This is a genomic window from Tessaracoccus aquimaris (genome assembly GCF_001997345.1).
GTDB lineage: Bacteria > Actinomycetota > Actinomycetes > Propionibacteriales > Propionibacteriaceae > Arachnia > Arachnia aquimaris.
This window is the reverse complement of sequence record NZ_CP019606.1, coordinates 2,081,977-2,097,711: the sequence shown is the minus strand read 5'-3', so window position 1 is coordinate 2,097,711 and position 15,735 is coordinate 2,081,977. Positions and strand designations below refer to the sequence as shown.

Sequence of the window (15,735 nt, the reverse complement as noted above, 5' to 3'; positions counted from 1 at the left end):
CAGTGCGCGGCGCGGCCCAGGGGGTCCGGGCAGGTAGGCTTGGCAACCGACATGAGCGACTCCCTTTTTCCCGATCTCTTCGCCGCGTTCCAGCCCGACGAGGCGGCGCCACCCCCGCGACGCGACCCCGAGGCGAGGGAGCCGAAGGGACCGATGAAGAAGGTCCCCGTCGAGGAGTTGCTCGGAGGACTGAACCCGCCTCAGCGCGAGGCCGTCATCCACGAGGGCGGCCCGGTGCTCGTCGTCGCGGGAGCAGGGTCGGGCAAGACGCGGGTGCTGACCCGACGGATCGCCTACCTGGTCTCGGAGCGCGGCGTACACCCCGGCTCGATCCTCGCGATCACCTTCACCAACAAGGCCGCGGCGGAGATGCGCCAGCGCGTCATCGACGTCGTCGGGAACCGTGCCAAGCTGATGTGGGTCTCGACCTTCCACTCGGCGTGCGTGCGGATCCTCCGCAGCGACATCGACCGCTTCGGGATCTCGAAGACCTTCTCCATCTACGACGACGCCGACGCCAAGCGGCTGATGTCGCTGGTGCTGCGCGACATGGAGGTCGACCCGAAGCGCTTCCCGGTGCGGGCCGTGATGAACGCCGTCAGCAACTTCAAGAACGAGCTGATCGACCACGAGACGGCGTCCTCGGAGGCCGCTGGCCCGCAGCAGCAGACCTACGCCGAGGCCTACCGCGAGTACCAGCGCCGCCTGGAGGCGGCCAACGCGCTCGACTTCGACGACCTCATCATGACCACAGTCTTCCTGATGCGGGCCTTCCCCGACGTGCGCGAGAAGTACCGCCGCCGGTTCCGTCAGGTGCTCGTCGACGAGTACCAGGACACCAACCATGCGCAGTACGCGCTGATCCGCGAACTGTGCGGCGAGGAGGGCGACGGTGTGGTCGAGGGCACGCCGATGGTCGAGCCGGCGGAGTTGATGGTGGTCGGCGACTCCGACCAGTCGATCTACGCGTTCCGAGGCGCGACGATCCGCAACATCCTCGACTTCGAGAAAGACTTCCCGGGCGCCGAGACCATCGTGCTCGACCAGAACTACCGCTCGAGTCAGAACGTGCTGACCGCCGCGAACTCCGTCATCTCCCGCAACAGGGGCAGGCGCGAGAAGCGGCTGTGGTCGGACCTCGGCGAGGGTGAGCTGATCGTCGGGTGGGTCGCCGACACCGAACACGACGAGGCCCAGTTCGTCGCGGAGGAGATCGACCGGCTCTCCGACCAGGGCGTGAGCCAGTACGGAGACACCGCGGTGTTCTACCGGACAAACGCGCAGTCGCGCGCCTTCGAGGAGGTGTTCATCCGCGTCGGCATGCCGTACAAGGTCGTCGGGGGGGTGCGCTTCTACGAGCGCCGCGAGATCCGCGACGCGATCGCCTACCTGCGTGCCATCGTCAACCCGGCCGACGACGTGTCGGTGCGACGCATCCTGAACGTGCCAAAGCGCGGCATCGGGGACCGCGCGGAGGCCGCGGTGTCGACGCTGGCGGCGGGGGAGCGCAGCACCTTCTTCGACGCGCTGCAGCGGGCCTCCGAGGCGCCGGGCCTTGCGACCAGGTCGCTCAGGCAGATTCAGGGCTTCGTCGACGTGATGAACATGCACCGCGCGATGGTCGCGCAGGGCAAGCCGGCCGACGAGGTGCTCACGTCGATCCTGAGAGAGTCGGGGTACCTGCCGGAGCTGGAGGCCTCCACCGACCCGCAGGACCTCACCCGCATCGAGAACCTGGTCGAGCTGGTCTCGGTCGCGGCCGAGTTCGTCGCCAATGCCAACACCATCGACCTCGACGAGCAGGCCGTCGGGCTGGCGGCGGGGATGCCGGAGCCGGACGACTCGCTCGCGGCGTTCCTGGAGCGCATCGCGCTGGTGGCCGACTCTGACCAGGTCCCGGAGCACGACGAGGGCAAGGGCGTCGTCACGCTGATGACCCTGCACACCGCAAAGGGGCTCGAGTTCGACACGGTCTTCCTGACGGGCATGGAGGAGGGGATGTTCCCCCACATGCGCGCCCTGACCGATCCGGACGAGCTGGAGGAGGAGCGCCGCCTCGCCTACGTCGGCATCACCCGGGCCCGCAAGAGGCTCTACCTGAGCCGTTCGCAGGTGCGGGTCACCTTCGGGGCGCCCACGTACAACCCGTCGTCGCGGTTCCTCGACGAGATTCCGCATCACGTCCTGGACTGGCGTCGCACCGCGGCCGCCACCACCACGTGGGCGGCGTCGTCTGCGACCAGGAACCGGCAGACGAGCGCGTCGCTGCACTCGTTCGGCAAGGGCTCCGCGCCCCTCAAGACCGTCATGCAGGTCGACATCGGCGACCGCGTGCTGCACGCCAGTTTCGGGATGGGGACGGTGTTGGCGGTCAACGGGGTCGGCGACGCGGCGAAGGCCGACGTCGACTTCGGCTCCGGCGGCACGAAGCGGCTGAGCCTCAAGCACGCCCCCATGGAGAAGCTCTGACGCCGCCCTGAGCGGCCCTCTGCGCCTCGAGCGGCGGTCTCGGGTGGAGGGAGCAGGGAGGGCGGCTGGCGGGGCGTTGAGCAGCATCCGGGACTCGACGCCGATGCGAGCGCTAACAGGCGGCGCCACCGCCGTCGAACACCGACTACTGCTCAACGCCAGACCCGGCCCGCGCCCCAGGGCATGAGAATGGCCCGGTGGAGAACCACCGGGCCATTCTGCTCAGACGAGTGGGCTCAGATCAGCGGACGCCGAGCGAGCGGAGGAACGTCATCGGGTTGGAGGCCTCGTAGACCTTGCCCGGGGTGACGCCCGGCTTGTAGTACTCCATGTGCAGGTGGGGGCCGAAGCTGCGGCCCGAGACGCCGACGTAGCCGATCAACTGGCCGGGCTTGACGGTCTGGCCCGTGCTGACGACCTTGCGGCTCATGTGGGCGTACAGCGTCGAGCCGCCGTTGCCGTGCCGGATCACGACGTTGGTGCCCGCCCAGCCACCTGCGGTGGGGCTCAGCACGACGCCTGAGGCGACGGCGTAGATCGGGGTGCCGATCGGGGCGGGGAAGTCCTGGCCGGTGTGGTAGCGCGACCACGAGCCGGTCTGGCCGAAGCTGGCGCCGATCCGGTAGCCGCTCTTCAGCGGCATCGAGCCGCCGGTGGAGCTGAGGTTCGCGATGTCCTCTTCGCTGATGTCTGAGTTGGCGACCTCGCCGGACTTCGAGTCGCTCTTCGAACCGCTGTTCTTGGCGGCCTCGGCGGCCTTGCGGGCCTCCTCGAGACGACGGGCGGCCTCTTCGGCCTCCTTCTTCAGCTTCGCGCTCTGGGCGTCGACGAGCTTCATATCCTCGTCCATCAGGCGCTGCCGCTCTTCGGCGGTCATCTCCGTGTAGGCCTTGACGGCGTCCTCGGCGGCGACGCCCATGTTGGCGGCGCGGTCCTTGGCGTTCTCGTCTGCGACGGCCTCGCCCAGGTTGGAGCGGACGGAGTTGCGGGAGACCTCTTCGCTGCGATCGGCGAAGCCGTCCTCGACGGCCGCGACCGCGGCGGCGGGCACTGCGACGGCAGCTTCCGGGTTCTCCGCGGAGGTGTCGAGGTTGGTGCCACGGTTCGCGAAGGCGAACGTGAACAGCGTGGCTGCCGCTACGGCACCGGCGACGCTGAAGGCGACCAACTTCTTGCTGAGACCAAATGCAAGGGCTCCACGGCGTGCCCGGCCCGGTGCGCTGACACCGAGCTCGGCAACGTCGTCAAAGTCGACCTCTGCTGCGCGCTTGGCGTTGCGCTGTGCGGTGTCGTTCACCTGACTCCTGACGTCACATGGTATCCCTGCGGGATCTTCCGTTGGGAACCTTAACAGTTCTCAGGATTCTCTCAAAATCGGGTCAGGTTAAGCGTGCGATCTCGCTCAAGAAGCTTGTCCGGATGCATCGGGAGGCGGGTAGTCTTGCGGCCGTAGTCACCAACTCACTCAAAGGAACACTGTGGATCTCTTGGAGTACCAAGCGCGTGACCTGTTCGAGCGGAGCGGAGTCCCCGTACTGCCCGGCAAGACAGCCACGACGCCGGACGAAGCCGTCGCGGCCTATCAGGAACTGGGCGCCGACCTGGCTGTCATCAAGGCCCAGGTGCGCACCGGAGGGCGTGGAAAGGCGGGCGGTGTCAAGCTGGCCCGCGGGCCGGAGGCGGTCGCCAAGACGGCTGAGGACATCCTGAACCTCACCATCAAGGACCATCCGGTCGAGGTCGTGATGCTCAGCCCCGGCGCGGACATCGCCGAGGAATTCTACTTCTCCATCCTGCTCGACCGCGCAGCAGGCGGATACCTGGCCATGTGCAGCATCGAGGGTGGCGTCGAGATCGAGACCCTCGCCGTCGAACGGCCTGAGGCGCTCGTCAAGATTCCGCTCGACCCGGTCGAGGGCATCACGCCCGCCGTCGCGCAGCGCATCGTCGCTGAGGCTGGCTTCCTGCCGGAGGACCACGAGTCGGTCGGCGCGGTGCTGCAGAAGCTATGGGAGGTGTTCAGCGACGCGGACGCCACCCTCGTGGAGGTCAACCCGCTGGTGAAGACGGGCGACGGGCGCATCATCGCGCTTGACGGCAAGATCACCCTCGACGACAACGCCGAGTTCCGCCACCCGGACTGGGAGGCCTACGACGAGAACACCGGCGCGGTCGACCTGGAGAAGCAGGCCCGCGAGCTCGACCTCAACTACGTCAAGCTCGACGGAACCGTCGGCGTGATCGGCAACGGCGCAGGGCTCGTGATGAGCACCCTCGACGTGGTCGCGGCCGCAGGCGCTGACCTGCCCGGCTCCCCGAAGCCCGCCAACTTCCTCGACATCGGAGGCGGCGCCTCCGCGGCCGTGATGGCCAACGGGCTGCGCATCATCATGAGCGACCCGCAGGTGAAGTCGGTCTTCGTCAACGTCTTCGGCGGCATCACCGCGTGCAGCGACGTGGCCAACGGCATCGTCAACGCCCTCGAGATCCTCGGCGACGAGGCGAGGCTCCCGATCGTGGTGCGCCTCGACGGCAACTCGGTCGAGGTCGGAAAGGCGATCCTCGCCGAGGCCAACCATCCGCTGATCACCGTCAAGAACACCATGGACGACGCGGCCCGCACCGCCGCCCGCCTCGCCTCCGAAGGGAACTGAGACCAGATGTCCATCTTCATCAACGCGTCCTCCCGCGTCCTCGTGCAGGGCATGACGGGCAAGGAGGGGCGCAAGCACACCCAACGCATGATCATGTCGGGTACCCGCATCGTCGGCGGAGTCACCCCAGGCAAGTCCGGCGAGTCGGTCCTCTTCGAGGAGGACCCCGTGCCGGTGTTCGGGTCCATGGTCGAGGCCGTCGCCGCCACCAACGCCGACGTGTCGGTCGTGTTCGTGCCCCCGAAGTTCGCGAAGGCCGCGGTGCTGGAGGCCGTCGAGGCCGAGATCGCGCTGTGTGTCGTGATCACCGAGGGCATCCCTGTGCACGACTCCATCGAGTTCCTGGCCGCGGCCAAGGAGTCGGGCACCCGGGTCGTCGGGCCCAACTGTCCCGGCCTCATCTCGCCCGGGAAGTCCAACGTCGGCATCATCCCCGCCCACATCTCCGGTCCGGGGCGGATCGGCCTGGTGTCGAAGTCGGGCACCCTGACGTACCAGATGATGTACGAACTGCGCGACCACGGCTTCTCGACGGCCGTCGGTATCGGCGGCGACCCCGTCGTCGGCACGACCCACATCGACGTGCTGCAGGCCTTCCAGGACGACCCGGAGACCGACATCATCGTGATGATCGGCGAGATCGGCGGCGACGCCGAGGAGCGGGCCGCCGAATACATCGCGGCCAACATCACCAAGCCGGTGGTCGGCTACGTCGCGGGCTTCACGGCCCCGCCAGGCAAGACCATGGGCCACGCGGGCGCCATCATCACCGGCTCCGCAGGCACCGCGGCCGCCAAGAAGGAGGCCCTTGAGGCCGCTGGCGTGCTGGTGGGGGAGACCCCGTCCCTGACCGCGCAGCTCGCCAGGGACGCCATCGCACGGCTGCGCGGCAGCCGCTGACGCCAACGCCCTCAGCAACGAAGAACGCCCCGCGGAGATCCGCGGGGCGTTCTTTCGTGGTGGTCCGGCTCAGCCGGCCTGGGTCAGTCGCACGGCGATCCGGTCGGCCACCTGCGCCAACTGCGCGTCGCTGAACTTGTAGGTCTCGGCGACCGTGACCAGCGAGTAGGAGACCCTCGGGCCGGTGACGGTGATGGTGGCCTGCCAGTTGTTGGCCTTGTCTTCGCTCTGCGAGCGGGTGATCTGGAAGATCCGCGACGACGCGGCCGCGCCGTCCTTGCCCGTCGAGGAGACGGCGGGCAGTTCCTTGATCGTTGAACCGAGCAGCCGCGACTTGCAGCTCGAGATGTTCTCCACGAGCTTCTTGTTGAATGCGCCCGCGGCCTCGGGGCTCTCGAACGTGAACACCGCCTGGTCGAGGCCGAACAGTGCGGGGGCCTGGTCGTCCTGGGCCAACTGGTAGTGCGTGAGCTCCCGCTCGGTCGGGCCGGACTCGGTCACCAGCGACATGTTCTCGCAGCCGGTGCCGAAGGTGCCGCTGAGCGGCTGCTGGCCGCTGGCCGACCACAGGCCCGCGCCGGGTCGCACCCGGGGCAGGTCCGAGGGGACCAACCAGCCCGCCGGCTCCGCGGGCGGCACGATGCCCGCGGCCACGACCGGCTTGACCTCTGCCTCGACGCCCTGACCCTTGTTGACGGCCTGCTGCGGGCGCACCAGGGCGGTCGCGAGGGCCTCGGCGGGCACCGTCTCTCCAAGGCGGCGCACCTCCAACAGTTGCAGCGCCGAACCCTCTTGGGTCAGCAGCAGCGTGCGGTAGTCGGGGGTGGCGTCCTCGGTGACCAGGTTGATCTCGAAGGCCTGCGTCGCGAGCCCCGTAACGGTGCTCGACCCGACGATGCGGGCGGGCACCAGTTCGCTCGCGCAGTTCGACAGCGCGCCGATCCGCGCCTGCATGACGGCGGAGGCCGCTGCCTCGTCTGCGTAGATGTCGATCTCGTGCAGCGCGGCCAACTTGTCGTCGTTCTGCGTGGCGAGGGAGCGCTGCAGGCTGTGGGTGGGGTTCACGCCCGTCTGCAGCGACGTCAGGCAGAAGGCGAAGCTCTTGTGTTCGGCGACCGACTGCGTCGTGGCGACCTCGGACCAGCTCGCGGCCGGTGCGATCGCCGTCAGGTCCTCGGGCGTGAGCAGGTCGGCGACCGTGGTCGGCTCCTGCGAGGCGCTCGCGCTGGGGCTTGCGCTGGTGGCTGTGGGGGTCGGTGACGGCGACGGCTCGGTGCCGCGGATGCCCCGGGCCACGAAGAACGCGATCAGGGCCAGGATCAGGGCAACCGCCAGACCGCCGAGCGCCCAGCCGATCAGTCGCCTGCGGTGCGCGTCGAGCCAGTGGGGCTGATCGGCGGCTTCTGCCTCGACGGGGGAGGTGCTCGACATCGCCGAACGCCGCGGCGCCGGGCTGGGGATCGCGGAGGTGGAGGTGCGTGGCAGCGTCGGGGCGGGGATCGGCGTGCTCTCGGCACGCGCCGCCTCCGGCTCCACGGGGGCCGCCTGCTCGGACGCCTCGCTTCCGGGCCTCGCGAACGGGTTGGCCGGGCCTGCGACGACGGATTCGACCGCGTCGCTGCCTCGCGCGGCCACCGCCGGTTCGTCTCCCAGGCCGGGAACCTCAGCCCCTTGGCCCGACGAGCCGCGTCGCGGGCTGGACCCGTCCGCTACTGGGGTATCGTCAAACGCGTCGGTTTCCGGCTCATCGGATGCCAAGGCCCGACGAGGGCGCTTAGCCTCACCATCTGACATGCCATCACCTCCAAACGACCGTGAACATGCCGGTGTCGTTGGGCAACACTACCGGGAGAGCAAAAGAAGATGCGAGAACCTCAAGGGGAGGTAACGGGTGGCAAGGACTTCCGCTAAGCCGCGCACCATCGCTGTGGACGTCGATGAGGCCCCCGCAAGCAGCCGCGCCAGTGGCCCTGGCCGTGGTACGTGGCCGCCGTCCTCGGGCCGATCGCGGTACTGCTCGCCGGGTGGTTGATCCTCGCCGCCCTCGGCGCCGTCGGCTGGCTCACGTCCCCCGAGGCGGACCTCGGGTCGGCACTCGCGCTCGCCACCCGCTTCCTGGTGCTCGCGCACGGCGCGCCGCTGCAGATCGGTGGGCTGCCCGTCAGCATCATTCCCCTCGGCATCACCGCCACCCTGATCCTGCTCGCGGTGCCGGTCGCCGCGTTCGCAGCGCGACACGCCGCGGGGCAGAGCGCCGACCCGGACGACACCGGGAAGTTGTGGGTCGACGGTGAGGCGCTGACCCTGAAGGTCGGCGGCACGTTCGCCGGCGTCTACACAGTCGCCGTCGCGGCCCTGATGGGAGCGCTCGGCGTGATCTCGCTCCGTGGCCTGCTCGGCGCCCTCGCCGTCGCAGTGGTGTCGGGCCTCTGGGGTGCCGCGCACGGCGTCGGGTTCGACCCGACCGACGCGTGGCCCGAGTGGCTGCGCGCCGTGCCGAGGGCGATGGGCGCCGCGCTGCTGCTCGTGCTCGCTGGGGGCGCAGCGGTGCTCGCCCTCGCGCTGTGGGAGGGCCGCGACCGGGTCGGAGAGATCGTCACGAACCTCGACGGCGGCGCGGGCGGCCTGGTGCTTCTCGTCGCGCTACACCTCGCCTACCTGCCAAACGTGATTCTCGCCTGCGTCTCCTGGATGCTCGGCGCAGGCGTCACGGTGGGCGACGGAAGCCTCATCACTCTGACGTCCTCCGAGGCTGGGCTGCTGCCCGCCGTGCCGATCTTCGGGATCGTGCCGCCTCCCGACGGTGGCTCCGACGCGCACCTGTGGTGGCTCGCGGCGGGCGCCGCCGCGGGCGCCGTCGCGGCGCTCGTCGTGACGCTCGCCAGGCCGAGGGCCCGTTTCGACGAGACGGCGCTCGTCGGGGCCCTCGCGGGAGTGCTGGCGGGTGGCTTCGTCGTGGTGGCCTGCGCCATCGGGTCCGGGTCGCTCGGCTCCGATCGGCTTGCCTTCGTCGGGGCCCGGCTCGTCGAACTCGCCATCTTCGCGCCGACGCTGCTCGGGCTCTCCGGCATGGTCGTCGGGCTCGTGCTAGGGCTGCTGCGCCGGCCTCGAACCGTCCCTGAGGTCGTAGAGCCGGGCGCCCAGGAGGCCGTAGAGTTGGGCGGGTGAGCACCCGCGTCGTCGTCCTCCTCTCCGGATCCGGCACCCTCTGTCAGGCGTTGCTCGACGCCATCGACGAGCGTGCCGTCGACGCCGAGGTCGTGGCGGTCATCTCCGACCAGGCCTCCGCCCACGGCCTCGACAGGGCGCGTCGCCACGGCATCCCCGCCGTGGCACACCCGCTCGCCAAGGGCGCAGACCGGACCGCATGGGACGCCGAACTCGCCGACCTTGTCGAGGCATACTCGCCCGACCTGGTCGCCTCCGCCGGCTTCATGAAACTGCTCGGGGACGACTTCCTGGCCCGGTTCGGCGGTCGCACCATCAACACCCATCCCGCGCTGCTGCCAAGCTTCCCCGGCATGCACGGCCCGCGCGACGCGCTGCGTGCCGGAGTCAAGGTCGCGGGCGCCACCGTCTTCGTGGTCGACGCCGGGATCGACACCGGTAGGATCCTGCTGCAGGGTGCGGTCGACGTGTTGCCAGGCGACGACGTCGGTTCGCTGCACGAACGCATCAAGGTGGTCGAGCGCCGCCTGCTCATCCAGGCCGTCTCCGAATGGAAGAAGGAACACCCGTGACCGATCTGATCCCGCTGCGCCGAGCACTGGTGTCCGTCTACGACAAGACCGGACTGCTCGACCTGGGGCGTGACCTCGCCGCCGCGGGCGTCGAGATCGTCTCGACCGGCTCCACCGCGGCGAAGCTCGCAGCGGCGGGCGTTCCCGTCACCCCCGTCGAGGACGTCACCGGCTTCCCCGAGTGCCTCGACGGCCGCGTCAAGACGCTGCACCCCAAGGTCCACGCGGGGATCCTTGCCGACCGCCGCCTCGAGAGCCACCGGGCGCAACTCGACGAGTTGTCGATCGCCCCCTTCGACCTGGTGATCACCAACCTGTACCCCTTCGAGGCGACCGTCGCGTCGGGCGCCTCGCAGGACGAGTGCGTCGAGCAGATCGACATCGGCGGCCCCACCATGGTGCGGGCAGCGGCCAAGAACCACCCGTCGGTCGCCGTGATCACCTCCGCAGAGCAGTACCCGGCGCTGCGCGCGGCGCTCGCCGCGGGTGGCTTCACGCTGCAGCAGCGCAAGGAACTGGCCGCCGCGGCCTTCATCCACACCGCCAACTACGACGTCGCCGTCGCAAGTTGGATGGGCAACGTGCTGACCGACTCCTCCGACGGAAGCGGGTTCCCCGCCTGGGTGGGCGGCACCTGGCGCAAGGTTGCCGACCTGCGCTACGGCGAGAACTCGCACCAGGGCGCGGCCGTGTACCGCAACGGTGACGGCCGCTCCGGCCTCGCCGACGCGACCCAACTGCACGGCAAGGAGATGAGCTACAACAACTACGTCGACGCAGACGCCGCCCGACGCGCCGCGTACGACTTCGACGAGCCCGCCGTCGCCATCATCAAGCACGCCAACCCGTGCGGCATCGCGATCGGCGTCGACGTCGCGGAGGCGCACCGCAAGGCCCACGCCTGCGACCCGGTCTCCGCATACGGCGGAGTGATCGCCACCAACCGTGCCGTCTCGCTCGCGATGGCCGAGCAGGTCGCCGAGATCTTCACCGAGGTCATCGTCGCGCCCGGCTATGACGAGGGCGCTGTCGAGGTCCTCGCCAGGAAGAAGAACCTGCGGATCCTGATCGCAGACGGCGCAGACAACGGCGGCGTCGCGCTGCGCCAGATCGACGGCGGCATGCTGCTGCAGCACGCCGACGCCATCGACGCAGACGGCGACGACCCGGCCAACTGGACGCTCGCAGCGGGCGAACCGGTCGACGAGGCGGCGCTGGCCGACCTCGCCTTCGCCTGGCGCGCCGTCCGTGCCGTGAAGTCCAACGCGATCCTGCTCGCGCACGACGGCGCCTCCGTCGGCGTCGGCATGGGTCAGGTCAACCGCGTCGACTCGTGCCACCTCGCCGTCGACCGCGCAGGAGAACGCGCGAAGGGTTCCGTCGCGGCCTCCGACGCCTTCTTCCCGTTCGCGGACGGCCCGCAGGTGCTGCTCGACGCCGGCGTCCGCGCCATCGTCCAGCCCGGTGGATCGGTGCGCGACCAGGATGTCGTCGACGCCGTCGCGGCCGCCGGCATCGCCATGTACTTCACCGGCACCCGACACTTCTTCCACTGAGGAGCACACCGTGACCGCGCAACCACTCGACGGCAAGGCGACCGCAGCCGCGATCAAGACCGAGCTCACGACAAGGGTCGCGGCACTGCGTGAGCACGGCGTGATCCCGGGGCTGGCGACCGTGCTCGTCGGAAGCGACCCCGCAAGCCAGAACTACGTCCGGATGAAGCACCGCGACTGCGAACAGGTCGGCATCCAGTCGATCCGCGTCGAGCTGCCCGCCGACGCCACCGCCGAACAGCTCCGCGACGCGATCGAGGGCCTCAACGCCGACCCGGCGTGCACCGGCTACATCGTGCAACTGCCCATCCCGCGGCACCTGGACGAGAACTGGGCGCTCAGCCTGATCGACCCGGACAAGGACGCTGACGGGCTGCACCCCATCAACCTCGGGCGCCTCGTCCTCAACGAGCCCGCGACCCTTCCTTGCACCCCGCGCGGCATCGTCGAACTGCTGCGCCGCCACGACGTGCCCATCAAGGGTGCTGAGGTGGTCGTGGTGGGCCGCGGCATCACCGTCGGTCGCCCGCTCGGGCTGATCCTGACCCGCCGCAGCGAGAACGCCACCGTCACGCTGTGCCACACCGGCACCCGCGACCTCGCCTCCCACACCCGCACCGCAGACATCGTGGTGGCCGCGGCAGGCGTGCCGCACATGATCACCGCGGACATGATCCGCGAGGGCGCCGCGCTCGTCGACGTCGGGGTGAGCCGCGTCGACGGCGTCACCACGGGTGACCTTGCCCCCGACGTGTGGGAGAAGGCCGGCTGGGTCACCCCGAACCCGGGTGGCGTCGGACCCATGACGCGCGCCATGCTGCTGAGCAACGTGGTCGACCGCGCGGAAGCGCTGCATGGCCGATAAGCCGGACAAGCCGGCGGAGTCGTACCCGAGCAACCCGTGGCCCCTGCTGCTGGTGGCGGCCGTGCTGTCGGCGGGCACCGTCTACGCCGCGCTCGGTCACTGGAAGCGGGGGGCGCTGCTGATCGCCGGGTCGCTGTGCATCGGCGCGGCACTGCGGCTGGTGCTTCCCCGCACCACGGCAGGCCTGCTCGTGATCCGTCGACGCTGGATCGACGTCACGGTGATGGCGGGCATCGGGCTCGCGCTGGCCGCCGTCGCGCTGATCGTCCCCCCGAGCTGAGAAGAGCAGGAAGGGCCCCCGACGCTGGATGCGTCGGGGGCCCTCCCCTTCTGCGCGCCTACTTCACGGGGAAGTACCACGCGTTGACGCCGTCGCTTACGCTCTGCCACGAGATCACAAGCGAGCCGCCGTTGGCCAGCGCGGAGCTGACCTGCTTCGACATCTTGAAGTGGATCTTGTCCTTGCCCGGCTTCACCGAGTAGGTGAGGCTGTCGAGCAGACGCCCACCCATATCGGTGCCCCAGGGCGCGGCCGTGATGTCGTCGGGCGAGCAGGTGGAGAACCCGAGGGTGTCGCCCTTGCAGCTCGACTTCCACACCGGGACCATGCCGTAGTCGCCCTTCCAGGCGTAGACCCGCAGGGTGCCCGCCTCGCTGGACGTCAGGTCGATCATGGCCTGCGCCGGGTTGGTCTTGACGCCCGTGATCTTCAGCGCCCTGCTCGGCTGGAGGCCCGAGATCGACACGCCGCGCGTTGCGGACTGGTAGATCGTCTGCGGCGACTCCACACCCATCAGCGCGGTGTTCGGGATGATCGGCTTCGCCGGGGTCGTGGACCGGTCGGCTGGAGCCTGGTAGCCGTCGAGGTAGGCGTGTCCCCAACGGTAGGGCTCAGACTGCTGGCTACCGAACGGCGACCACGCGGTGCGCGTCTTGCCGATGTAGGTGGTCACGTCCGAGTCGTACGGCGTCACGTTGAGCCCCAGGTACTTGGGGTCGACGTCGTTGCTCGCCTGGGCGCCCGTCGGGGCCTTGCCCGTCACGACCGCGGCAGGCAGGTTCTTCAGCGGGATCTTCGTCTCGACGGTGTAGCTACCGCCGGCGTAGGTGCCGTCGGCGTTGCGCGTCACCTTGACCGCGACCTGCTGGCCGGGGGAGTTCGGCGCGCCCTCGATTGTCGAGGCGAGCGGCCCCGAGGAGAACCCCTGATGGTTGTCCGCGTCGCGGCTCCAGCACGGGCCGTCCGCCCCGTTGCCCGCCGACCCGCTCGGGTCGTCGGTGTAGGGCAGGATCCCCGACTTGAACGTCGTGGACGTGTCGCGCGACCCGCCGACCGGGTCGAGCAGGACCTCCACCGAGTCGACCAGCCAGTGACCGAAGCAGCGCTCCGGCGGGGCGGCCGCGCTCACCTTGTCGTCGACGACGGTGGCGACCACGTACAGGTCGTCGCCGTTCCAGCTCAGCCGCATGGTCGAGCCGTTGCCGCAGTCGACGCCGTTGGGTGAACAGTCGGCACCCTCCCACTTGCGGCCGATGTCGAGCGCAGGCCCGTACCCGTCGTCGGCGACGCCGTCGATGGTCGGGGCCGTCGCGGCCTGTGGGATGACGGTGGTCGGCACGACGTAGAGCTTCAGCGTCTCCGTGCTCGTCGAGGCCGCCTGGGTCGCCGTCGTGGTGATGGTGATGTTGGCGTTGGTGCCAGCGGGCGAGGCGGGGTTGGTGTGCGTGACGACGAAGTTGACCGTCGTGTCTGCACCCGCGGCCAGGCCGGAGTACGGCTTGGACGCCGCGTCGGCCGTCATGCCGTCTGGCAGGGTCAGCGCGACCGTTCCCGACTGGGCCGTGGTCGTTCGGTTGCTGACGACGACAGGCACCGTGATGGACTCTCCAGCCCCGATCTGCCGCTCCGCATTGGAACGGCCGCCAACGTGGCTGAACTCGTCAGCCCACTGGTCGTACTCGGAGTAGTTCCCCCAACGCTGGAAGCGTCCCTCGACGCCCGCCACCAATTCGATGCGGGTGTCGTTGTACGCGGTGACCGAGCCGTTGCCGAAGGTGGCCGAGATCGGATAGCGCTTGAGTTGCGCGTCGGCGGCCGGGGTGACGGTGAGCGTGACGCTCGCCGTCGCGCCGTCGGTGATGGGACCGAGGGCGGTGGAACCGCTGACCTGCCAGCCGGCGGGGACCTTCAGCGCCACGTTGCCAGCGGCGAGCGTTCCCTTGCCGGACTTGGCGGAGACCTTCACGGTGAAGGGCACGCCAGGGGCCTGGAAGTAGTCGCTGGTCTCGATGGTGTAGGTCGAGCCGAGCGGCATGCCGCCGGGATCGGGAAGCACCGAGCCGTACAGGATCGCCTCGTCCTTCGCGTTGCCAGCGGAGCCGTTCGGCTGGAACGGGACGACGGACTGCGCGATGCCGTAGCGGAGACACTGCGGGGCGTAGACGCCCGTGAACTTGGGCCGCGCCTGGGTGGCGTGGACCATGAAGCCCTCGCGTCCCGTCTGCGCCCACGTCATCTTGGTGCCTGCTGGCTGGCCCTGCACGTTGCCCTGGAGCCACGTGTACGGAGAGTCGTAGCCGCTCCAGGTGCCGACCACCGTGAACGGGTTGTCGGCCGCGGGCACGAAGCCGGCGTTGCAGTTGGCCGCCGTTGTGGTGCCGCCGGTGCCGGTGGTCTGGCCGCCCGAGGTGATCGTCTTGACCTGCCACGGCTTCACGGCGTCCGGCCCGACGAGTTGCTCGGGGAACTTGGTCGGGTCGGCGGCCATCGCGGCGGCCTCCCACACCACGCGCCCGGCGTACTGGTGGTTGCCGTGGCCGACGGCCATCGACGGCGAGAAGCCGACCAGCACGTCGGGCCTTGTCTGCCGGATCACCCGGACGACCTGGCGCTGGATGCGCTCAGAGCCCCACACCTCCTCGGTGAGCGGGGCGGAGGTGTTGTAGAAGAAGTCGACAGCGTCGATGTTGTAGATGTCGAGGGTGCCGGAGCGGTAGTGCGACGCGCGGTCCTCGTTCTCGCGCCTCAGGCCGAGGTCGGGTCCCGCCTCGCTGCCGACGGAGTTCGAGCCGCCCTCGCCGCGGGTCAGGATGATGATGCCGCACTGCACGTCGTAGCGCTCGTGCCAGACGCCGCACGGGGTGATGAACGACGCGTCATCGTCGGGATGGGCCCACAGCCCCATCACGTTGATCTTGCTCGCCGTGGCCTCGGTGCTTACCGAGGACGACGGGGCGGGTTTGTTCTCCTTCGCCGTGGCTGGCACGGCCATCGAGAAGCCGATGGTCAGAGCTCCAGCCAGGGCCAGGAGTCTCCCGACGGTTGATCTTTTCTGCATGTGCATATCCACCTTCCGAATGCGGACGACGTCGTCCGACCCAGTTGTGTCCCCTTGGACGCGTTCACTTTAGGCTGAATTTGCAGGAGATAGCAATGGTTTGCTCGATAATGATTGAATTAGTGTAATACCTTGTCACACGCGTTTCGACGCTCGTGTGAGGGTCGGTTTCGGGCGCGCTCGAACCACCCTCGACCGGCCCGGAGCGGGCAG

11 protein-coding genes are annotated in these 15,735 nt (G+C 69.4%); 8 read left to right on the top strand and 3 right to left on the bottom strand.

The window, feature by feature from the left end:
• The first annotated feature begins 153 nt into the window (after positions 1–153).
• On the top strand, positions 154–2,469 hold the full coding sequence (gene pcrA, locus BW730_RS09800) for a DNA helicase PcrA (RefSeq protein WP_226997214.1): 2,316 nt from the start codon (positions 154–156) through the stop codon (positions 2,467–2,469).
• Between the two features lie 241 nt (positions 2,470–2,710).
• On the opposite strand, the gene BW730_RS09795 is transcribed toward pcrA, so the two are convergent.
• Positions 2,711–3,766: a M23 family metallopeptidase gene (locus BW730_RS09795; protein WP_077686081.1), complete on the bottom strand. Its 1,056-nt coding sequence runs from the start codon at positions 3,764–3,766 to the stop codon at positions 2,711–2,713.
• Between the two features lie 181 nt (positions 3,767–3,947).
• Here BW730_RS09795 and sucC point away from each other — a divergent pair, with 181 nt between their 5' ends.
• A complete protein-coding gene (gene sucC, locus BW730_RS09790; protein WP_077686080.1) occupies positions 3,948–5,123 on the top strand; it encodes an ADP-forming succinate--CoA ligase subunit beta in 1,176 nt (391 codons plus the stop codon).
• A 6-nt stretch (positions 5,124–5,129) separates the two neighbouring features.
• Positions 5,130–6,023, top strand: coding sequence for a succinate--CoA ligase subunit alpha (gene sucD, locus BW730_RS09785; protein WP_077686079.1), 894 nt, complete (start codon positions 5,130–5,132; stop codon positions 6,021–6,023).
• A gap of 69 nt (positions 6,024–6,092) precedes the next feature.
• Here sucD and BW730_RS09780 read toward each other — a convergent pair whose 3' ends face one another.
• The gene (locus BW730_RS09780; RefSeq protein ID WP_077686078.1) at positions 6,093–7,658 is read right to left on the bottom strand and encodes a hypothetical protein; all 1,566 of its coding nucleotides are present in this window, start codon (positions 7,656–7,658) and stop codon (positions 6,093–6,095) included.
• 348 nt (positions 7,659–8,006) lie between these two features.
• On the opposite strand from BW730_RS09780, the gene BW730_RS09775 reads away from it, so the two are divergent.
• Genes BW730_RS09775 through BW730_RS09755 form a run of 5 tightly spaced genes read left to right on the top strand, consistent with a single transcriptional unit; the run spans position 8,007 to position 12,464 of the window.
• Positions 8,007–9,191, top strand: coding sequence for a cell division protein PerM (locus tag BW730_RS09775; protein WP_077686077.1), 1,185 nt, complete (start codon positions 8,007–8,009; stop codon positions 9,189–9,191).
• Entirely contained in the window at positions 9,188–9,763 is a 576-nt protein-coding gene (gene purN / locus BW730_RS09770; protein WP_077686076.1) for a phosphoribosylglycinamide formyltransferase, read from the top strand. The genes BW730_RS09775 and purN overlap by 4 nt, the downstream gene beginning before the upstream one ends.
• Positions 9,760–11,319 (top strand): bifunctional phosphoribosylaminoimidazolecarboxamide formyltransferase/IMP cyclohydrolase, encoded by a 1,560-nt coding sequence (gene purH / locus BW730_RS09765; protein ID WP_077686075.1) that lies wholly within the window; start codon positions 9,760–9,762, stop codon positions 11,317–11,319. Before purN ends, purH begins: the two co-directional genes overlap by 4 nt.
• Positions 11,320–11,329: 10 nt before the next feature.
• The gene (locus BW730_RS09760) at positions 11,330–12,184 is read left to right on the top strand and encodes a bifunctional methylenetetrahydrofolate dehydrogenase/methenyltetrahydrofolate cyclohydrolase (RefSeq protein ID WP_077686074.1); all 855 of its coding nucleotides are present in this window, start codon (positions 11,330–11,332) and stop codon (positions 12,182–12,184) included.
• On the top strand, positions 12,174–12,464 hold the full coding sequence (locus BW730_RS09755; protein ID WP_077686073.1) for a DUF3017 domain-containing protein: 291 nt from the start codon (positions 12,174–12,176) through the stop codon (positions 12,462–12,464). The genes BW730_RS09760 and BW730_RS09755 overlap by 11 nt, the downstream gene beginning before the upstream one ends.
• A gap of 58 nt (positions 12,465–12,522) precedes the next feature.
• On the opposite strand, the gene BW730_RS09750 is transcribed toward BW730_RS09755, so the two are convergent.
• Complete coding sequence (locus BW730_RS09750) at positions 12,523–15,522, bottom strand: PIG-L family deacetylase (RefSeq protein WP_158522584.1); 3,000 nt, start codon at positions 15,520–15,522, stop codon at positions 12,523–12,525.
• Positions 15,523–15,735: the final 213 nt, after the last annotated feature.